The following is a 20,099-nucleotide window of genomic DNA, read 5'->3' on the forward strand; positions in this document are numbered from 1 at the left end:
GCACGGAGATAGACTGATCCCGACAGACCACGACGTCAAGCGTGCATTTCGGCTGCCCTTTCCAGTCTTCGCATGTGCGAATAGTCGATCGCACCGCAAAAGATCGCCTGGACGATAGTGGGCGATCTCTCGATGCGTCGCGACATCGATCGGGTCGGCGTCTCAAGCTCTGCGAGATCCTTAGGATCGACCGGTCCTACGGCCCGTCGCTCATGTTGTTCTCGACCATGTGGGGCACGGCGCGATCGAACGATTCGTCGGTGTTGCCGCGCAGGTCGACGCTGCAGGCCCGCTTCGGCGCGTCGTCGGCGACTGGCTTCACGTAGACATCGAGGTCGAGGATCAGGTTCGAGACCTTCTGGACCTCGCCGGTGATCGCGGTGTCGGCCCCGAGCCTTTTCGCGACGGTGACGGCGCAGCCGTTGCAGGGACGCAGGTCCACGCTCCTGGCGACCTCCTCGCGGACCGGCTCGGCCGAGACCAGCGTGAACAGGCCCTTGTTCTGCAGAAGGTCGCGAAATTCGGTGCCGATGCGCTTGAGGCGCCCCGTCTCGGCCGCGTCGGGGGCGACGGGCGACCGGTTCGCGAACTGGACGTCGAACACCGCCGCCTTGGCTGGCGCGGCCCGGGCGCCGGTCGCGGCCAGCGCCAGCCCGGCGGCGGCGATGAGGACGCGCAGGGGGCGGCGTGTCATGGCGTTCCTCGCGAGCCCGCGCATCCGGGCGCGCCGGTACAGGGACACGCGGCAGGCCGCAACTTTCTGCAACACGGCTCGGCGGGCTCGGACGGCGCCGGCCTCAGCGCTTCTCGGCCTCCGCCTCCCGGGTCGGCGCCGGCTCGCCGGTGATGCGCCGGCGCAGATTCATGAACCAGGCCGGCGGCGGCGTGCCGCCCTCGCCGACGACGACCGTCGCGGTCATGCCGGCGACCAGGGGAACGCCCGGCGGCACGTGGCCGATGCGGATCCGCACCGGCACCCGCTGCGCCAGCCGCACCCAGGTGTAGACCGGATCGACGTTGGGGAGGCCCTGCGTGCTCGGTGCCGCATTCGCGGTGGAGATGCCCTGCGTGATGCTCTCGACCGTGCCGCGCAGGTGCCCGGAATAGCCCATCAGCGCCATCTCGGCCGGGTCGCCGACATGGATGTTCTCCATCTTGGTCTCCTCGAAATACCCGTCGACCCAGAACGAGTCCGTGTCGATCACCGAGATGTTCGAGGTGCCCGTCGAGGCGTAGTCGCCGGTGCGCAGCAGCAGGTTGGTCACGCGGCCGTTGACGGTGGACTTCACCTGGGTGCGCGCGAGGTTGGTCTTGGCCTGCGACAGCTGCGCCTTGGCGGTCTCCAAGGCCGCCTCGGCGATCTTGGCGGTGCCCGCGTATTGCTGCTTCTCCTCGACGGAGGTCGAGACCGTGGTCAGCGCCTGTCGCCGCGCCGACTGGGCGTTCTTGACGGAAAGGTCGGCCTCGCGGTTCTTCACCTCGGCCTCGGCCGAGGCGACGTTCACCTCGAAGTCGAACGGATCGATCACGTAGAGAACGTCGCCGCGCTTCACGGTCTGGTTGTCGCCGACGCGAAGCTCGACGATCTGCCCCGACACCTGCGGCGCGATGCTGGCGACCTGGACCCGCACCCGCCCGTCGCGCGTCCACGGCGCGGTGACGTAGTACGACCAGACCACCGCCGCGGCGAGGAAGGCGAGCAGCAGGATCACTCCGGTCGCGGCGAGCCGAAGGACCTTTCCGATGCGCCCGCGCCGGGCACGGGCCGGGCGGTCGTCGGCGAGCGCCGGCGGGTCGGCGCGCGTCGCGTCCGCGCGATCGGCCGTCGAGGCCTTGGGGTCGTCCTCGTCGGCCATCACAGCAACACGATCAGGAGGGCGAGCACGCAGACGTAGATCCCGGCCTCGGCGAGCGGCGGGTTGGCGACGTAGCGGCTGAAGCGGATGCGCGCGAAGACGAAGCGTAGCGCGATCAGGATCGCGAAGGCGCCGAGCGCATAGGCGACGAAGGGCGAGACCAGGATCCCGCCGATTTGCAGTTCGTGACGCATCGTCGCCTTCCGGGACCCCTTCGTTTCAAAAACCGGGCATGTCGAGGCGCACGAGGAAGCGCCGATGACGCTCGATAACGCGTGCGGCGGCCACCAGGTCGGTCGCCGCGCGCGCGACCGTCATGCGCGTGCCGCGCTCGTGATCGGCGGCGGCGCGGAGGAGGTCGCGGGCCGCGTCCTGCAGGCGCCAGGCATCGCCGCGCGCCAAAGCCTCGCGGCCCTTCGCGACGGGGGCACGCATCGCCTCGGTGCCGCTCAGCAGCCGCATCTGGGCGTGGGCGCGCGCCGCCGCGGATTCGAGCTGCGACAGGGCGAAGGCGTGCACCATCGCCATGTGCCGCACGGCGCGGCTGCCGGAGGTGTATCCCGCGAACTGGAACAAGCGGTCGGCGTTCAGGCTGGTCCGCGTGGTCGCGTCGCCGCCTTCGCCCGCCAGCGCTTCCGCCAGGGCGCGCTTGGCGGAATCGAGGGCAAAGGCGCGATGCTGCGAGGCCGAGATCGGCAGCACCAGCCGGACGGCGAGAAACAGGATGACCGCGGAGGCCATCACCAGCACCGCGTTCATCAGGAAGGTCTGCGGGTCGTAGCTCTGCGGGTTCTCGGGCGCGATCAGCACGGGCGTGAACACCAGCGCGATGAAGCCGATGCCGAAGGTGGACGGGTTCAGCGACAGGAAGCAGGCGACGAACACCGGCACGATCATCGCGATCGCGAGCAACGGGAAACCCTGGTTCCCGTTGAGGAAGCCGAACAGCACGATGCCGGCGAACAGCGAGGCCAGCGGCATGCCGATGAGGACGCCGACGGCGAACTTCTTCGGATCGGGCGCGGTCGAGGACAGCGCGCAGGTCGAGGCGACCTGGACCAGCGCGAACGAGGTCTGCGGCAGGCCCGAGAGGACCATGAAGGCGGCTGTGAGCCCGAAGCCGATCGCCACCCGCAACGCGGCGCGCAGGGCCACGGGGAAGTCGCGGTGGGTCGGAAGCTTGACGTCGCGCAGCGGCACGTGGCCGTCCGCGAGGGCGCGCAGGCCGTCGTCGGCGAAGGTCGCGGCGTTGACGAAGTCGAGGCAGCGCTGGAGCGCCACCAGCTCGTCCAGCGGCCGGCGCCCATCGCGGACCGCCGCATCGACGAGGTCGCGCAGGCGTGCATCGATCCGGTCGAGGCGGCCGGCATCCGGTTCGCCGACCCCGCCGGACGCGACCTCGCGGCACAGCCCGATCGCCTCCTCGACCGCCGAGCTCGGATGGCGCAGGGACGCGGCCGCGTTCGCCGCGGCACGGCTCGCCGCCGCCATCACGTAGAGCGCCGCGATGGCGCTGCGGGCGCCGGCCGCCCGGTAGGGGCCGTCGTCGAGCTCGCCGGCGATCGCGCTGGCATCCGCCCGCATCGGCGCGATCGTCCGGATCAGCGCGGCGGTCCGCAGCGCCCCGGGATCGCCCGAGGTGAACGCCTCGCGGGCGAAGGTCTTGGTGCCCGCGTAGGCCGAGGCCAGCGTCGGCAGCAACGTTCGCCACGTGCTCGGCGAGGCGAGGGCGTCGTTGATGAAGGTGATGGTGACGATCGCGACCGTGATCGCGGCCAGGCGCCCGACCGCCGCGTCGAAGGTCGACTGCGGCGCATCGATATGCGCGAGCGCGATGATCGCTACGGTGTAGCCGGACAGCATCGCGCCGTAGGCGCGGGTGTCCTGCAGGTACTGGGCGATGAAGACGCAGACCCCGATCCAAACCGCGAACGCGACCAGCAGCGTCACCCGGTCCTGCGCGAACAGCGCCATGAACACGATCGCGACGATGCCGCCGATCACGGTGCCGAGGAAGCGGTAGGCGGCCTTCGAGATCGCCTGCCCGCGCTTCGGCTGCGCCAGGATCGCCACGCCGGTGGCGGCCGACGACGCGCTGTCGAGCTGCAACCAGAACGCGGCGTAGAGCGCCAGCATCATCGCCAGCCAGATCCGCAGGGCGAAGGCCCAGGCGGCCGGCTTCGGCACGATCGCGTCGAGCCGGTCGACCATCCGGCCGAGCCAGGGCGTGGTTTCGGTGGCGGCCTCGCTCATCGCGCCGGCGTGCCGGGGGCGGCCCCTGTCTCCACGATCGCGGCGGCGTCCCGCGCCCGCCCGGCGATCCGCGCCTGCCACAGGCAGAGCAGCGGCGTGACGCCGAGCTCCATGCCGAGCGCCGCGAGCATCGTCAGCGACGGGACGCCGGTGAGCCACAGGCCGAGCAGGCGCGCGAGCCCGCCGAGCACGACGACGAGGGTGAGGAACCGGAAGAGCCGGCCCTTCTCCTCGATCCCGGCGACGCAGGTCAGGAACAGGATGCCGATGCCGGTGAGCAGGCCGGACAGGTAGCGGAAATGGCTGTCGGCCGAGATGTCGGGCAGGCCGACCTCCAGGCCGTTCATGCCGAAGACCACGCCATACAATCCGGCGGCGATCGGAACGATCGCCGCGACCGCCACCGTGCGCTGCAGCGCCTGTCGTTCCGTCATCATCGCGTTCGGTTACGCTTGAGTACCAGAACGCACAACCCGCCGGAACGCAGGACGATCCGTCAGGCCTTCTCGCCCTTCAGGCGCTTGTTGCACTTGCTCCAGTATTGCGGCCACTTCGGACCCTGCGACACCTTCTCGGCGTCGGCTAGCGCCCGCCACTGCGCGCCGCAGGTCTTCTGGCGCTGGCGCGCCGCCATCTGCCCCGCGCTCGGGGCGGCGTCGGGCTTGGCCGCTGGCGCGGCCGGCGCGGCCATCGGCGTCTCGGTCGGCTTGGCCGCGGGCGGATCCTTGGCCAGGACCGGCTGTGCGAGGGCCAGCGGAACGGCGAAGGCGGCGATCGCGAGGAAACGGGCGAACATGACGGCGGACCCTCCGGGGCGGCACGTCGAATCGCGACGTGCGCTACCTCGCCCCACCACATCGCCAAGCTTGGCCGAGGACAAGGCCGAACGACCGAGCGGCAACAGGCGACCCGGTGATCTCTCGAAAACGTGAGCGGTGATCGGGCGCCCTTGAGTACGCGCCGAGTTCCGAGGTAGCTACCGTCGGCAGACGGGGCCCGTCGTGACGGCCGGCCGATCCGTTGGAGAGCGAAGGCAAGCGATGGCGGCCGTGACCGGCAAACCGATCGATCTCCACACCTGGAGCACGCCGAACGGCTGGAAGATCCCGATCATGCTGGAGGAGTGCGGCCTGCCGTATCGGGTCGTCCCGGTAGACATCGCCAAGGGCGAGCAGATGGCGCCCGCGTTCCTCGAAATCTCGCCCAACAACAAGATCCCGGCGATCGTCGATCACGACGGGCCGGGCGGCGAGCCGGTCTCGATCTTCGAATCCGGCGCGATCCTGCAATACCTCGGGCGCAAGACCGGCCGCTTTTATCCGCCCGACGAGCGGGCGCGCGTCGCGGTCGACGAGTGGCTGTTCTGGCAATGCGCCGGCTTCGGGCCGATGCTCGGCCAGACCCACCATTTCAAGATCTACGCGAAGGAGAAGATCCCCTACGCGATCGAGCGGTTCACCGCCGAGACCAACCGGCTCTACGGCGTGCTCGACAGGCGGCTGGCGGATCGCGAGTACCTCGCCGGGGACTACTCCATCGCCGACATGGCGACGGTGCCGTGGGCGAAGTTCACCGGCAAGCAGGGCGTCGACCTCGGGGCGCTGCCGAACGTGAAGGCGTGGCTCGACCGGGTCCTGGCACGGCCCGCCGTGCAGAGAGGCCTCTCCGCGATCTGATCGGGCGCGCCGGCATGCTGATCGGACGCCGCCATCGACGGCGTCCGCAGGGGAGTGGTCCCGCCTACTTGGCGGCGGGCTTGGCCGGCTTCTGCGGCGCCGGCTCGGCGCCGACATTCGCGGCCTGCTGGTTCACGTCCGGCACCTTGGTCCAGGTCTGCGAGCCGCACAGCACCTTGAGCAGGCAGCCCGAGACCGACAGCTCCGAGGCGTTCTCGCGCTCGAGGCTGACCTGATAGATCTTGCCTTCCTCGATGTTGTAGATGCTGCCGGAGAACTTCGCCTCGTCCGGCTGCAGGCCCTCGATCAGCGGCAGGCCGAGTACGGGGCGCGAGCGCTTCTTCGGATCGGGGTTCTTGATGTCGGTGCGCGGCGCGCCGGCTTCCGTGGTGGCGACCTTGAGCCACACCACCTTGCCGCAGACCTGAGCGTGGCCGGCGCCGCAGCGGTCGATGCGGATCTTCGCGCGGCCGTCCTCGGTCAGCCAAGTGCCGGAGGGATCCTTGCTCGACTGGGCGTGCGCCGAGGCGATGCCCGCGAGGAGGAGGGTGGCGGCGAGGGCGAGACGCATGCAGGTAGCTCCGAAGCTGGCGCCTGACGGCGCGGGGCGGGTGGAGTTCGTGAGATCACTCAGCCACCGCATTCGGGCGATTTTTCGGCAGTGTTGCAGCGTTGCCATGGCCAAGCATCGTGCAGGCTCGGGTTGAGGGTGTCCGGCGCCCTCGCTATAAGCCCGGCGCCAAAGCGTTTTTCGCGACGCGCTTGCTGGCGTTTTTTATTTTCATCCGAAGCGGACTGACCATGGCCACCGAGCGCACCTTCTCCATCCTCAAGCCCGACGCGACCAAGCGGAACCTCACCGGCGCCGTCAACGCGGTCATCGAGAAGGCGGGCCTGCGGATCGTCGGCCAGCGCCGCATCCAGATGAGCCAGGCCCAGGCCGAGAAGTTCTACGAGATCCACAAGGAGCGCCCGTTCTTCGGCGAGCTCGTGACCTTCATGACCTCGGGCCCGGTGGTGGTTCAGGTGCTCGAGGGCGAGAACGCCGTCGCGAAGTACCGTGAGGTGATGGGCGCGACGAACCCGGCCCAGGCCGCCGAGGGCACCATCCGCAAGACCTTCTCGGAATCGGTCGGCGAGAACACCGTCCACGGCTCGGACAGTGCCGACAACGCCAAGATGGAAATCGCGCAGTTCTTCCAGGATTCCGACATCGTCGGCTGAGGAACGCGGGAACCGCGGGCCCGAGGGTGGTCGCCGGAACACACCGGGGACGCCTTCGGCTCGGTAGAACGCCACATCGCCCGGAATGGAGGGCGGTGTGGCCGCACCGTCATTGACGAAGCGGGCGGCCAGAGAGTCCAACGGCGTCGGATTTCCAGATCTCGCCAATGGACCTGCCATGACGACCCGCCGCCTGTCCCTGATCGCCGCCGGCCTGCTCTCGCTCGCCGCGACCGCCGCCCTCGCCAGCGGGTCCTCCGCGCCGTTCGATCAGTACCAGCCCGACCCGGCGCTGCGCACGGTGCCGAAGGCCAACCTCGAAGGCCGCGTGCGCCACGCCTGCGCCGTGGTCCAGGCCCGCATCACCAACGCGCCGGAAGCCTCGCTGGAGCGCCCCTGCGGCTGCTACGCGAAGCAGACCATGCGCTCGCTCGACGAGTCCGAGATCGAGGCCTACCGCGCCACCGGCTACTTCAACGATTCCGCCCGCGCCAAGGCGCTGAACGCACTGGATTCGTGCAAGCTGCAGCGGCCGGTCTAGAAACAAGTACGAGGCTTTCCCTCTCCCTTCTGCGGGTGAGGGAAGGCGCGGAACGCTACAGGCTCAGCAGGGCCGCGTCGGCCGCGCCGCGATCGTCGTCGATCACGACGCGCTCGCCCTCCAACCGGGCACGCCCCCCCGCCACCAGCGCGAGCGCTGCCGGGTAGAGCCTGTGCTCCTGCACGATCACCCGCGCCGCGAGGCTGTCGGGATCGTCGCCCGAACGCACCGGGACCGCCGCCTGCGCCACGATCGGGCCGGCATCGAGTTCCGGCACCACGTAATGCACCGTGCAGCCGTGGAGGCGGACGCCGGCGGCGAGCGCCTGCGCGTGGGTGTGCGTGCCCTTGAACAGCGGCAGCAGGGACGGGTGGATGTTGATCATCCGCCCGGCCCAGGCCTCGGCGAAGCCCGCCGAGAAGATCCGCATGAAGCCGGCGAGGCACACCAGCTCGATGCCGGCCGCGCGCAGCTCGGCGTCGAGCGCGGCGTCGAAGGTCGCGCGGTCCGAGAACGTGGTGTGGTCGATCGCGTGCGCCGGGATGCCGACGGAACGCGCATGGGCGAGGCCGCCGGCCTCCGGCCGGTTCGAGAGCACCAGCACGATCTCGGCCGGGTAATCCGGCGCCTTCGCCGCCTCGATCAGCGAGACCATGTTCGAGCCGCGGCCCGAGATCAGGATCGCGACGCGCGTTCTGGGCATCGCCGCCATCAGAGCGCGAGGCGGCCGGTGAACGCGACGGGCTCCGGGCCGCGGGCGGTGATCGCCCCGAGCCGCACCGGTGCCTCGCCGGCCTCGGCGAGGGCCCGAATCACCGCCTCGGCGCGGTCCTCGGCGACCACCAGCACCATGCCGATGCCGCAGTTGAAGGTGCGCAGCATCTCGGCCTCGGCGACGCCGCCCTCCCGCGCGAGCCAGCCGAAGACCGGCGGCGGGCGGACTGCATCGAGGTCGATCGTGATGCCGACGTCGTCGGGCAGGACGCGGGGCAGGTTGTCCGGGAAGCCGCCGCCGGTGATGTGGGCGAGCGCCTTGATCCCGTCGGTCGCCTTCAACACCGCGAGCAGCGGCTTCACGTAGATCCGCGTCGGCTCCAGCAACGCCTCGCCCAGCGTCCTTCCGGGGGCGAACGGCGCGGCCGCGTCCCAGGCCAGGCCGGTGCGCGCGACGATGCGGCGGACCAGCGAGAAGCCGTTCGAGTGCACGCCGGAGGAGGGCAGGCCGAGCACCACGTCTCCGGCGTGGATGCCGGGCTTCGGCAGAAGGGTGCCGCGCTCGGCCGCGCCGACCGAGAACCCGGCGAGGTCGTAGTCGGCGCCGTCGTAGAGGCCCGGCATCTCGGCGGTCTCGCCGCCGATCAGGGCGCAGCCGGCCTGGCGGCAGCCCTCGGCGATGCCGCGGACGATGTCGGCGCCGACGCCCGGCACGAGCTTGCCGGTGGCGTAGTAGTCGAGGAAGAACAGCGGCTCGGCGCCCTGGACGATGATGTCGTTAACGCACATCGCCACGAGGTCGATGCCGATCGTGTCGTGCCGACCGGTCTCGATCGCGACCTTCACCTTGGTGCCGACGCCGTCGTTGGCGGCCACCAGGATCGCGTCCTTGAAGCCCGCGGCCTTGAGGTCGAACAGGCCGCCGAACCCGCCGATCTCCGCGTCGGCCCCGGGCCGGCGCGTGGCGCGCACCAGCGGCTTGATGGTCTCGACCATCGCGTTGCCGGCATCGATGTCGACGCCCGCATGCACGTAGGTCAGCCCGTTCGTGGTCTCGGCCGTCATCGGCGTTCCGTTCCTGTGGTCCGGGGCTGCTTTAGCCGAGATTCGCGCCGACCGAACCCGTCGGGCCACAAGAAAATGACGCGCCGCGGCCGCTCCGTGGCACGGCGGGCACCGGCGGCCGCCTTGACCGTTCGGAACCGCCTTCCCACTGTCCCCACGCGAGTTCGCAGGGGAGGGCGTCGATGCGCGGCAGGGCTGTGATCGGTCTGGCGGCGCTCGTCGCCCTCGGCATCGTGGTCTACCTGCTGCGGGAGGTGATGCTGCCCTTCGTGGCCGGCATCGCGCTCGCCTACCTGCTCGATCCGCTGGCCGACCGGCTCGAGCGCCTCGGCCTCGGTCGGCTAACGGCGAGCCTGCTGATCCTGGCGATGTTCGTCGCCGGCCTGATCGTGTCGCTGCTGATCCTGGTGCCGCTCGCCGCCAACCAGGTGGCGGCGCTGATCAACAGCCTGCCCGGCATGATCGGACGGCTGCAGGGCATCATCGCCGAGCGGGCCGGCCCGGTGCTGCAGCGGCTCGGCGGCGCCGACGTGGTCAACGAGCTGCAATCCTCCGTCGGGACCCTCGCGACGCAGGGCGGCGCATGGCTGCTCGCCTTCCTCAAGTCGATCTGGTCCGGCTCGCAGGCCGTGATCTCGGTGATCTCGCTGCTGGTGGTGACGCCGGTGGTCGCGTTCTACATCCTCGTCGACTGGGACCGGATGATCGCGACGCTCGACACCTGGGTGCCGCCGCGCCACCGCACGACGGTGCGCCGGCTCGCCGCGCAGATCGATCGGGCGATCATCGGCTTCGTCCGCGGCCAGACGCTGGTCTGCCTGATCCTCGGCACCTTCTACGCGGCCGGCCTCTGGCTCGTCGGGCTGAACTTCGGCGTGCTGATCGGGCTGATCGCCGGCTTCCTCACCTTCATCCCGTATGTCGGCACACTCACCGGCTTCCTGCTCTCGGTCGGCGTCGCGCTGGTGCAGTTCTGGCCGGGCTCGGACTGGCTGCATCTCGGGCTGACGGTGGGCGTGTTCCTCGTCGGGCAGTTCCTTGAGGGCAACGTGATCGCGCCCAAACTCGTCGGCGAATCCGTCGGCCTGCATCCGGTCTGGCTGATGTTCGCGCTGCTCGCCTTCGGCTCGCTGTTCGGCTTCCTCGGGCTGCTGCTCGCAGTGCCGGTTGCGGCCTCGATCGGCGTCGTCGTGCGCTTCGCCCTGTCGCGCTACCTGCAGAGCCGGCTCTACCACGCCGAGCAGCCGGTGCTGATCGAGGTGCCGCGGCCTTGAGCCTTGGCGCTTGACTGTCGGGCCGGCACGGTCACCCTGGGCGCCGCATGCGCGAGAACGCCCCCCCGAAGCAACTGGCCTTCGACCTGCCGCTCGATCCGCGCTACGGCCGCGAGGATTTCCTGGTCGGCACGGCCAACGAGGCCGCCTACGCGTCGATCGAGGCCTGGCCCGATTGGCCGGACACCGTGCTCGTGCTCACCGGCCCGCCGGGCAGCGGCAAGAGCCATCTCGCCTCGATCTGGGCGACGCGGGCCCATGCCTGGACCGTGCCGGCGGCCGAGGTCACGGCGGAGACCGTGACCCACTGCATCTCGAACGGCGCCCTGGTGATCGAGGACATCGACCGCCCGGGCCGCGACGAGGCCGCCCTGTTCCACCTGCTCAACCTCGCCCGCGAGCGAAAATGCCCGGTGCTGCTGACCAGCGGCGCGGCGATCGACCAGATCGGCCTGACGGTGGCCGACCTGCGCTCGCGCCTGAGGCTGGCGCCGGGCGTCGCGATCCGCGAGCCCGACGACGCGCTGCTGCGCGCGGTCATCGTCAAGCTGTTCGTCGATCGGCAGCTCGTGGTCGATCTCCGGGTGATCGACGCCGTCGCCCTGCGGATCGACCGCTCCCTCGGGCGCGCCCGCGAGGTGGTGACCGAGCTCGACCGCGACGCCCTCGGCCGCGGCCGCCGCATCACGCGGCCGCTGGCGCTCGCGGTCCTCGAACGCCTCGGGATCGCGGATGGCGGCGACGACGAGGACGACTGATCGCGATCGGTCGGACGCCGCCGGCCATCGCCGAGGAACGGGCTCGCCCGTCGCCGACCGTCACGGCAGTGTCGCATTCCGGCAGAGCACCCATGTTAGGGACGCCGCGACAGGCGGCAGGTGAGGAGTGGCAGGGTTGTCGGACATCGAATCGAACGTGGACGCCCTCGATCGTGCGAACGACGTCACCGAAGCCGGAGACGACGCGGCGCCGAAGCGCGCGCCGCGCCGGGCGCCGGCATCAGCACGGACCTCGCGCCGTCCCTCAGCATCCGAGGCCGCCGGCGACGAGTGGCCGACCACCGCCGAGATCCCCGAGCCGCCGGCGGCCGACGACGACAAGGCCGCGCGCGAGACGATCCTTGAGGCCGGCCGTGCCCTGCGGCTTTCGCCGGAGCGCTTCGTCAACCGCGAGCTGTCGTGGCTGCAGTTCAACCGGCGCGTTCTCGAAGAGGCCGCGAACCCGTCGCATCCGCTGCTGGAGAAGCTGCGCTTCCTCTCGATCTCCGCCAACAACCTCGACGAGTTCTTCATGGTCCGAGTCGCCGGCCTGCACGATCAGGTCCGCGCCGGGCTGACGCTGCCGTCGCAGGACGGGCTGTCGCCGTCCGAGCAGCTCGCGCGCATCGGCACCGGCGTGTCGAAGCTCGCGGAGGACCAGCAGGCGCGCTGGCGCGAGCTGCGCGAGGAGCTCGACGGCGTCGTCGCCCTGGTCGAGCCCGACGCCCTGCGCCCGGAGCACGCCGCGTGGCTGGAGGAGTACTTCCTCAACCACGTCTTCCCGGTGCTGACGCCGCTGGCGATCGACCCGGCACACCCGTTCCCGTTCATCCCGAACCTAGGCACCACCATCGCGCTGATGCTGATGCGCCCGCGCGACGGCCGCGTGCTGCGCGCGCTGATCCGCATGCCGGGCGTGCTCGACCGCTTCGTGCGGCTTCCGGCGATCGAGGACGACACGGTCGCGCGCTTCATCGCGATCGAGCAGGTGATCGTGCTGTTCACCGGGCGCCTGTTCCCGGGCTACCTGGTGAAGGGGCAGGGCGCCTTCCGGGTGATCCGGGACTCGGACCTCGAGATCGAGGAGGAGGCGGAGGACCTCGTCCTGCATTTCGAGACCGCGCTGAAGCAGCGCCGCCGCGGCATCGTCATCCGCCTCGAGGTCGAGTCCGGCATGCCGGAGGACCTGCGCAGCTTCGTCTGCGACGAGCTCGAGATCGGCGCGGACGCGGTGTTCATCGTCGAGGGCATGCTGGCGCTCAACGAGCTGTCGCAGATCGTCGGGATCGACCGGCCCGACCTCAAGTTCAAGCCGTACAATCCGCGCTTCCCCGAGCGCATCCGCGAGAGCGGCGGCGACGTGTTCGCGGCGATCCGCCAAAAGGATTTCTGCGTCCACCACCCTTACGAATCGTTCGATTCGGTGGTGCAGTTCCTGGCGCAGGCCGCGCGCGACCCGAACGTCGTCGCGATCAAGCAGACGCTCTACCGCACGTCGTCGAACTCGCCGATCGTCGCGGCGCTCGCCGAGGCCGCCGAGCTCGGCAAGTCGGTCACCGCGCTGGTCGAGCTGAAGGCGCGCTTCGACGAGGAGGCCAACATCCGCTGGGCGCGCAACCTCGAGAAGGCCGGCGCGCAGGTGGTGTTCGGCTTCGTCGAGCTGAAGACCCACGCCAAGCTGTCGATGGTGGTGCGGCGCGAGGGCGACAAGCTCGTGACCTACTGCCACGTCGGCACCGGCAACTATCACCCGATCACCGCGCGCATCTACACCGACCTGTCGTTCTTCACCGCCGACCCGGCGGTGGCGCGCGACGTCTCGCGGATCTTCAACTTCATCACCGGCTACGCCGAGCCGGCGCAGCTGGAGCGGATGTCGGTCTCGCCCCTGACCGCCAAGGCGCGGCTGCTGGCAGACATCGAGGCGGAGGCGGCCCACGCCAGGGCGGGCCGGCCTGCCGCGATCTGGATCAAGTGCAACTCGCTGGTCGACGCGCAGATCATCGACGCGCTCTACGATGCCTCGCAGGAGGGCGTGCAGATCGACTGCGTGGTCCGCGGCATCTGCTGCCTGCGGCCGGGCGTGCCGGGCCTGTCCGAGACGATCCGCGTGAAGTCGATCGTCGGGCGCTTCCTCGAGCACGGGCGCATCTACGCCTTCGGCAACGGCGTCGGGCTGCCGCACCCGAAGGCGACGGTCTACATCTCCTCGGCCGACCTGATGAGCCGCAACCTGGACCGCCGCGTCGAGTCGCTGCTGCCGATCAGCAACCCGACGGTCCATCAACAGGTTCTCGACCAGATCATGCTGGCCAACCTTCTCGACAACCGCCAGAGCTGGCGTGTACTGGCATCGGGCGGCGCCGAGCGCATCCACCCCGCCGAGGGCGAGGAACCGTTCAACGCGCACAAGTACTTCATGACGAACCCGAGCCTGTCCGGCCGCGGCAAGTCGTCGAAGAAGTCGAGCCCGCGGGCTCTCAGCCGTCGCGCGCAGCGGGGCTGATCGTCCGGCCCCGGGCCGGATACACGGATCGGGCGGTGCGGATCGCGCCGCCGGGTCATCCAGACGTGCGTTCGACGAGCCGATCGGTATCATACAGCGAGGTCGTTGCTTGGGTCCCCATCGCGCCAACCTCACGCTCGCCCATTCCGCCGACCGGGAGCCGGCCTTGGTCAACGCGCCCGTCGCGATCATCGACATCGGCTCGAACTCGGTCCGCCTCGTCGCCTATGACGGCCTGAGCCGGGCCCCGACGCCGCTCTACAACGAGAAGGTCCTGTGCGGGCTCGGCCGCAACGTCCTCACCACCGGCCGCCTCAACGACGAGGCGGTGCGGCGGGCGCTCGCCGCGCTCGCCCGCTTCCGGGTGCTGTGCGAGACCATGCGGGTTTCGCGGCTGTTCGTCCTCGCCACCGCCGCCGCCCGCGACGCCTCCAACGGGCCCGCCTTCCTCGAGGCCGCCGAGGCGGCCTGCGGCACGCGCATCGAGCTGCTGTCGGGGCGGCGCGAGGCCGAGCTGTCGGCGCTCGGCGTGGTCTCGGGCTTCCATGCGCCGGACGGCGTGGTCGGCGACCTCGGCGGCGGCTCGCTGGAGCTCGTCGACGTGCGCGGCGCCGTGGTCGGGCAGGGCGTGACGATGCCGCTCGGCGGCCTCGCGCTGCAGGACCTCTCCGGCGGCTCGCTGAAGAAGGCCGGCAAGATCGTGCGCGAGCACATGAAGAAGGCCGCGCCGCAGCTCGAGACCCTGCGCGGCCGCACCTTCTACGCCGTCGGCGGCACCTGGCGGGCGCTCGCCCGCCTGCACCAGGCCGCGCGGCAATATCCCGTCCACGTGATGCACGGCTACAGCGTCGAGCCGACGGACGAGCTGAGCTTCCTCCAGGTCGTCGAGCAATCCGACGCCGCGACGCTGCAGGACGTCGAGGCGATCTCCGAGGCGCGGCGACCGCTCCTGGCCTACGGCGCGGTGGTGCTGGAGGAGATCATCCGCGTCGGCCGCCCGCGCGAGGTCGCGATCTCGGCCTCCGGCGTGCGCGAGGGCCTGCTCTACGAGCAGGTCGACCGCGAGACCCGGGCGCTCGATCCGCTGCTCGCCTCCTGCGCCGAGCTGAACCAGCTGCGCGCGCGCTCGCCGCGCCACGCCGACGAGCTGATCGCCTGGACCGACCGGTTCGTGGCGGCGCTGGACGGGCCGGAGACCGCCGACGAGCGCCGGCTGCGCCACGCCGCCTGCCTCCTGTCCGACATCGGCTGGCGGGCGCATCCCGACTACCGCGGCGAGCAGAGCATCGCGATCATCCAGAACGCGGCCTTCGTCGGCATCGACCATCCCGGCCGCGGCTTCCTCGCCCTGGCGATCTACTTCCGCCACGAGGGCGTCGCCCCGGAGAAGGCGAACCCGATGCTGCGGGCGCTCGCGGGCCCGCGCCTGTTCGAGCGCGCCCGCCTCATCGGCGCGCTGCTGCGCGTCGCCTTCCCGATGACCGCCGGCATGGAAGGCGCGCTCCGCCGCATGCCGCTCAGCATCGAGGACGGCCGCGTCGTCCTGAGCCTGCCGCCCGAATGGGACGCGCTGAACGGCGACCGCCTGCTCAACCGCGTCCGGGGTCTCGCCCGCATCGCCGGCCTGGAAGGGCGCGTCCGCGTCGGGTGACAATCCGGGTATGGGACCGGAGCGTGGCGCTCCGGTCGGGGCTCAAGCCGTTCGCTCGGCGAAGATCGCCTTCTTCACGATGGCGTGGACGCCCCAGTTGCCGTCGACCACCTGCGTGATGCCGAAATCGACCGCGATCGACATCAGCGAGATCGCCTCGTCCTCGGTCAGTCCCTTCGCGTGCATCAGGAACTGCCGCATCTTGCGGAAGGCGTCGCGCATCGCGAGGTCGATCGAGGACTTCTGGAAGATCGCGTCCTGCGCGGCCGGCCCGAGGTCCTTGAGGTAGTTCGGATAGCTGAAGCCCGAGAGGACCCACTCGTCGCGCGTCTCGATCATCGGGAAGTCGAGGCTCTCGAGCGCGGTGCCGGGCAGGTCCTGCTTCTTGTGCAGCACGAACTGGAACGTGCCGGTGAGCGAGCACTCGATCGCGGTGCCGCAGAGTTCCGAATCGCCCTGGCTGGCATGCGGATCGCCGACCGAGAACAGCGCACCCGGCACGGCGACCGGATAGTACATCGTCGCCCCCTTGCCGATGCGCCAGTTGTCGATGTTGCCGCCGGTGTAGCTCGGCGGGATCGAGTTCACCATGTCGGCTTCGGCCGGCGCCAGGCCCATCGTCCCGAAATGGGGGCGGATCGGCACGCGGATGCCCTTCAGGACGTCGAAGTTGCGCTCGGTCTTGGTGTGATCGACCAGCAGCCCCGGATAGTCGATCGTCGGGTGCGCGATCCCGTTCGGGTCGGTCACGCCGGGCCAGCGGAAGCTGTAGACCGCCTTCGCCCAGTCGCGCGTGCCGGTGGCGTCGACCTCGTAGATCGTCACCACCTCGCGCGGCCGGTCGCCGGTGATGAGGTCCTTGTAGTGGTAGCCCCACCAGGCGGCGGCGTTGCTTCCGAACGCCAGGCCCTTGAACTTCGGGTTGGCGCAGGGCCGCGGCGCGACGTCGAGGATGCGGACCTCCAGCACGTCGCCCGGCTCGGCTCCGCGGATCGCCACCGGGCCGGTGCAGATGTGGACGCCGAGACCGCCGCCCGGCCCGAGCTTGGCATCCTCCGGGCCCGCCCCGCGCCGCGCGACGCCCTTCTTGTCCTTGGTCCACAGATAGACGCTCTCGGCACCCGGATCGCCCTGGATCATCCGCTCGGCATCGTCGCTGGCCTGATGCGTGAGGGTCTCGATCGTGACGAAGTCGCCCGACGCGATCTCGACCTGCGGCTTCAGGTTCTTGCTGAAGTAGCCCCAGTGCACCGTGTCGGCGTTGGCTGGCAGCATCTGGTGCGTCGCCTGCCGCGGTCCGCGCGCCGCGCTGGTCTGGGCGAGGGCGGGCGTGACCAGGGACAAGCCGCCGGCCGCGAGCGCGGCAGCGCCGCCCGTGGCGACGAAGCCGCTCTTCAGGAAGGCGCGTCGCTCGGGCGCGAGATCGCCGAGGAAGCGGCGGCGGTGCTCCGCGAACGCCGCGCAGTTCGGATCGTCGCCCTGGCACATCGTCTCGACCCCCGGCATCCCACTCGGATCGGGAAATGCAAGGACACGGCCAGAGTCCCGGGCCGCTACTCCGACAGCATGCCCGCGCCGGGCTCGGCCGAGTCGAGCATCTGGCCGCCGCCCGCCTGGGCCTCGACCACCGCCGCGGTCGTCACGTTGACGATGCCGCGCGCCGTGACCGACGGCGTCAGGATGTGGGCGGGCTTGGCCGGGCCGATCAGCAGCGGGCCGACCGGGAGGGCGTCGGCGAGCACCTTGGCGAACTGGTAGGCGATGTTGGCCGCGTCCAGGTTCGGGAAGATCAGCACGTTGGCCGCGCCCTTCAGGCGCGAGCCCGGCAGCACCCGATCGCGGACGATCTCGGACAGCGCGGAATCGGCCTGCATCTCGCCGTCGACCTGAAGCTCGGGCGCACGGTCGTTGATCAGGCCCAGAGCCGCCCGCATCTTCATCGCCGAGGGCGTGTCGGACTGGCCGAAGTCGGAATGGCTGAGCAGCGCGATCTTCGGGGTGATGCCGAAGCGCGTGACGTGCCCGGCGCAGGCGACGGCGAGCTCGGCGATCTCCTCCGCGCTCGGATCCTGGCGCACATGCGTGTCGGCGAGGAAGTAGGCGCCCTTCTTCGTGACGATCAGGCTCATCGCGGCGCATTGCGTCACGCCGGGCGACAGCCCGATGATGTCGCGGATGATGCGCAGGCGCGTCTCGAACCGGCCTTCGAGCCCGCAGATCAGCGCGTCGGCCTCGCCGCGGCGCACGGCGATGGCGCCGATGATCGTGGTGTTGGTGCGCACCAGCGTGCGGGCCGCATCCGGCGTGATGCCGCGGCGCCCGGCGATGTCGAGGTAGGTCTGGACGTAGGAGCGGTAGCGCGGATCGTCCTCGGGATCGATCAGCTCGAAGTCGCGGCCCTCCTGGATCGAAAGGCCGAAGCGCTTGAGCCGGGTCTCGACCACCCGCGGGCGGCCGACGAGGATCGGCTTGGCGACGCCGTCCTCGACGATGGCCTGGACCGCGCGCAGCACGCGCTCGTCCTCGCCCTCGGCGTAGATCACGCGCTTGGGATTCTCCTTCGCCTTGGAGAACAGCGGCTTCATGATGAAGCCGGAGCGGTGGACGAACCGATCGAGGGATTCGGCGTAGGCCGCGATGTTCTCGACCGGGCGGCCGGCGACGCCGGAATCCATCGCCGCCTGGGCGACGGCCGGCGCGATGCGCAGGATCAGTCGCGGGTCGAACGGGCTCGGGATCAGCGAGCGCGGCCCGAACGGCCGGGCCTCGCCGCCATAGGCACGGGCCACCACGTCGGAGGGGGTCTCGCGGGCGAGCGCGGCGATGGCCTTCACCGCCGCCTTCTTCATCTCCTCGTTGATGCTGCGCGCGCCGACGTCGAGCGCGCCGCGGAAGATGTAGGGGAAGCACAGGACGTTGTTGACCTGGTTCGGGAAGTCCGAGCGCCCAGTGCAGATCATCGCGTCGGGGCGCTTCTCCTGCGCCAGGTCGGGCATGATCTCGGGATAGGGGTTGGCCAGCGCCATGATCAGCGGCTTCTCGGCCATCTTCTCGAGGTATTCGGGCTTGAGCACGCCGCCGGCCGAGAGGCCGATGAACACGTCGGCGCCGGGGATGACCTCGGCCAGCGTCCGCGCCTCGGTCTCCTGGGCGTAGACGTCCTTCCAACGGTCCATCAGCTCGGTGCGGCCCTTGTAGACCACGCCCTTGATGTCGGTGACCGTGATGTTCTCACGGGTCGCGCCGAGCGAGACCAGCAGGTTGAGGCAGGCCAGGGCCGCCGCGCCGGCGCCCGAGGTGACGATGCGGACGTCCGACAGCTGCTTGCCGGCGAGCTCGAGCGCGTTAAGCACGGCCGCCGCCACGATGATCGCGGTGCCGTGCTGGTCGTCGTGGAAGACCGGGATGTTCATACGGGCGCGGCACTGCTCCTCGACCTCGAAGCATTCCGGCGCCTTGATGTCCTCCAGGTTGATGCCGCCGAAGGTCGGCTCCAGCGAGCACACCACGTCGACGAGCTTGGCGACGTCGAGCTGGTCGACCTCGATGTCGAACACGTCGATGCCGGCGAACTTCTTGAACAGGACCGCCTTGCCCTCCATCACCGGCTTCGAGGCGAGCGGGCCGATGTTGCCGAGGCCGAGCACGGCGGTGCCGTTGGTGAGCACGGCGACGAGGTTCTGGCGGATGGTGAGGGTCGCGGCCTCCTGCGGGTCGGCCGCGATCGCCTCGCAGGCGGCGGCGACGCCGGGCGAGTAGGCCAGCGCCAGGTCGCGCTGGTTGCCGAGCGGCTTGGTCGCCTGGATCTCGAGCTTTCCGGGGCGCGGGAGGCGGTGATAGACGAGAGCCCCTGACTTGAGATCCTCGGACATGTTGTCGCCCATGGCCCATTCTCCCTCGATCAGGCGCGTACGTCGTGTGGCGCCGAACGCCCTCGCATGAAGGCCCTGTTGCACCGGCTGCGCAGCGGGCGCAACCCGAACAACGAGACGCGGATCCACCTGGAAAAGCTGGTGCGCGCCCACGGATTCTCCATCGGTGCCTATTCGTACGGCCGCCCGAAGGTGCGATTCGCCGAATCCGGGCGGAGGCTGACGATCGGCCGCTATTGTTCCATCGCCGACAAGGTCGAGATCCTGCTCGGCGGCGACCATCGCCTCGACTGGGCCTCGACCTATCCCTTCGCCGCGATGCGCGGGCTGTGGCCGGATGCGGACGCGCCGGCCGGGTACCACGCCTCGCACGGGGACGTGTCGATCGGGCACGACGTCTGGCTCGGCTCGGGCTGCCTGATCCTGTCCGGGGTCACGGTCGGGCACGGCGCGGTGGTGGCGGCGCACGCCGTGGTCACGCGCGACGTGCCGCCCTACGCAATCGTCGCCGGCAACCCGGCCCGGGTCGTGCGCACCCGCTTCGACGCGGCGACGGTGGCGGACCTCGTCGCCTGCGCCTGGTGGGACCTGCCGCATGCGGCGGTGGCGACGCTGGTGCCGCTGCTGCAGAGCGGGCGCATCCCCGAGCTGATCGCCGCCGCCCGCGCCGTTGCACCGCCTGCCTGAATCCCTTACCCGCGGGCCGATC

19 protein-coding genes are annotated in these 20,099 nt (G+C 70.4%); 8 read left to right on the forward strand and 11 right to left on the reverse strand.

Going from position 1 to position 20,099, the window contains the following annotated elements; translation table 11 throughout:
* Positions 1-196: 196 nt before the first annotated feature.
* The 6 genes from MKK55_RS28320 to MKK55_RS28345 form a co-directional block, all read right to left on the reverse strand.
* Positions 197-694, reverse strand: a complete 498-nt coding sequence (locus tag MKK55_RS28320) for a DUF3280 domain-containing protein (protein ID WP_243939039.1) — start codon at positions 692-694, stop codon at positions 197-199.
* A 103-nt stretch (positions 695-797) separates the two neighbouring features.
* Positions 798-1,856: an HlyD family secretion protein gene (locus MKK55_RS28325; RefSeq protein ID WP_243939041.1), complete on the reverse strand. Its 1,059-nt coding sequence runs from the start codon at positions 1,854-1,856 to the stop codon at positions 798-800.
* Positions 1,856-2,050 carry a DUF1656 domain-containing protein gene (locus MKK55_RS28330; protein WP_147729829.1) on the reverse strand — a complete coding sequence of 65 codons (195 nt, stop codon included), beginning with the start codon at positions 2,048-2,050 and terminating at the stop codon, positions 1,856-1,858. The genes MKK55_RS28325 and MKK55_RS28330 overlap by 1 nt, the downstream gene beginning before the upstream one ends.
* Before the next feature lie 25 nt (positions 2,051-2,075).
* Complete coding sequence (locus tag MKK55_RS28335; protein ID WP_243939043.1) at positions 2,076-4,109, reverse strand: FUSC family protein; 2,034 nt, start codon at positions 4,107-4,109, stop codon at positions 2,076-2,078.
* Positions 4,106-4,546, reverse strand: coding sequence for a DUF4345 domain-containing protein (locus MKK55_RS28340; RefSeq protein ID WP_243939046.1), 441 nt, complete (start codon positions 4,544-4,546; stop codon positions 4,106-4,108). Before MKK55_RS28340 ends, MKK55_RS28335 begins: the two co-directional genes overlap by 4 nt.
* Before the next feature lie 59 nt (positions 4,547-4,605).
* On the reverse strand, positions 4,606-4,905 hold the full coding sequence (locus MKK55_RS28345; protein ID WP_147859278.1) for a hypothetical protein: 300 nt from the start codon (positions 4,903-4,905) through the stop codon (positions 4,606-4,608).
* Between the two features lie 244 nt (positions 4,906-5,149).
* Between MKK55_RS28345 and MKK55_RS28350 the strand changes: the two genes are divergently transcribed.
* Positions 5,150-5,785: a glutathione S-transferase N-terminal domain-containing protein gene (locus MKK55_RS28350; RefSeq protein WP_243939048.1), complete on the forward strand. Its 636-nt coding sequence runs from the start codon at positions 5,150-5,152 to the stop codon at positions 5,783-5,785.
* A 64-nt stretch (positions 5,786-5,849) separates the two neighbouring features.
* Here the strand turns inward: MKK55_RS28350 and MKK55_RS28355 are convergent, their stop codons facing one another.
* On the reverse strand, positions 5,850-6,356 hold the full coding sequence (locus MKK55_RS28355) for a DUF2147 domain-containing protein (RefSeq protein WP_243939050.1): 507 nt from the start codon (positions 6,354-6,356) through the stop codon (positions 5,850-5,852).
* 230 nt (positions 6,357-6,586) lie between these two features.
* Between MKK55_RS28355 and ndk the strand changes: the two genes are divergently transcribed.
* Positions 6,587-7,009, forward strand: coding sequence for a nucleoside-diphosphate kinase (gene ndk / locus MKK55_RS28360; RefSeq protein WP_147726086.1), 423 nt, complete (start codon positions 6,587-6,589; stop codon positions 7,007-7,009).
* Between the two features lie 178 nt (positions 7,010-7,187).
* Positions 7,188-7,550 carry a hypothetical protein gene (locus MKK55_RS28365; protein WP_147726087.1) on the forward strand — a complete coding sequence of 121 codons (363 nt, stop codon included), beginning with the start codon at positions 7,188-7,190 and terminating at the stop codon, positions 7,548-7,550.
* A 55-nt stretch (positions 7,551-7,605) separates the two neighbouring features.
* Here the strand turns inward: MKK55_RS28365 and purN are convergent, their stop codons facing one another.
* Together purN and purM are read right to left on the reverse strand one after the other, a co-directional pair.
* Positions 7,606-8,262: a phosphoribosylglycinamide formyltransferase gene (gene purN / locus MKK55_RS28370; protein WP_243939052.1), complete on the reverse strand. Its 657-nt coding sequence runs from the start codon at positions 8,260-8,262 to the stop codon at positions 7,606-7,608.
* A complete protein-coding gene (gene purM, locus MKK55_RS28375; protein WP_243939054.1) occupies positions 8,262-9,329 on the reverse strand; it encodes a phosphoribosylformylglycinamidine cyclo-ligase in 1,068 nt (355 codons plus the stop codon). The genes purN and purM overlap by 1 nt, the downstream gene beginning before the upstream one ends.
* Before the next feature lie 182 nt (positions 9,330-9,511).
* Here purM and MKK55_RS28380 point away from each other — a divergent pair, with 182 nt between their 5' ends.
* From MKK55_RS28380 to ppx, 4 genes are all read left to right on the forward strand, one after another.
* Positions 9,512-10,603: an AI-2E family transporter gene (locus MKK55_RS28380; RefSeq protein WP_243939056.1), complete on the forward strand. Its 1,092-nt coding sequence runs from the start codon at positions 9,512-9,514 to the stop codon at positions 10,601-10,603.
* Between the two features lie 47 nt (positions 10,604-10,650).
* On the forward strand, positions 10,651-11,361 hold the full coding sequence (locus MKK55_RS28385; RefSeq protein WP_243938414.1) for a hypothetical protein: 711 nt from the start codon (positions 10,651-10,653) through the stop codon (positions 11,359-11,361).
* Between the two features lie 310 nt (positions 11,362-11,671).
* Positions 11,672-13,867, forward strand: a complete 2,196-nt coding sequence (locus MKK55_RS28390) for an RNA degradosome polyphosphate kinase (protein ID WP_409566141.1) — start codon at positions 11,672-11,674, stop codon at positions 13,865-13,867.
* Positions 13,868-13,976: 109 nt separating this feature from the next.
* Positions 13,977-15,518 (forward strand): exopolyphosphatase, encoded by a 1,542-nt coding sequence (gene ppx, locus MKK55_RS28395; protein ID WP_147726092.1) that lies wholly within the window; start codon positions 13,977-13,979, stop codon positions 15,516-15,518.
* Between the two features lie 42 nt (positions 15,519-15,560).
* Here the strand turns inward: ppx and MKK55_RS28400 are convergent, their stop codons facing one another.
* Positions 15,561-17,006, reverse strand: a complete 1,446-nt coding sequence (locus MKK55_RS28400; protein WP_243939068.1) for an acetamidase/formamidase family protein — start codon at positions 17,004-17,006, stop codon at positions 15,561-15,563.
* Between the two features lie 65 nt (positions 17,007-17,071).
* The gene (locus MKK55_RS28405; RefSeq protein ID WP_147726093.1) at positions 17,072-19,402 is read right to left on the reverse strand and encodes an NADP-dependent malic enzyme; all 2,331 of its coding nucleotides are present in this window, start codon (positions 19,400-19,402) and stop codon (positions 17,072-17,074) included.
* 54 nt (positions 19,403-19,456) lie between these two features.
* On the opposite strand from MKK55_RS28405, the gene MKK55_RS28410 reads away from it, so the two are divergent.
* Complete coding sequence (locus MKK55_RS28410; RefSeq protein ID WP_243939060.1) at positions 19,457-20,077, forward strand: CatB-related O-acetyltransferase; 621 nt, start codon at positions 19,457-19,459, stop codon at positions 20,075-20,077.
* The last annotated feature ends 22 nt before the right edge of the window (positions 20,078-20,099 follow it).

Origin of the sequence: Methylobacterium sp. J-059 (genome assembly GCF_022829485.1) — a bacterium.
In the GTDB taxonomy this organism is placed as follows: domain Bacteria; phylum Pseudomonadota; class Alphaproteobacteria; order Rhizobiales; family Beijerinckiaceae; genus Methylobacterium.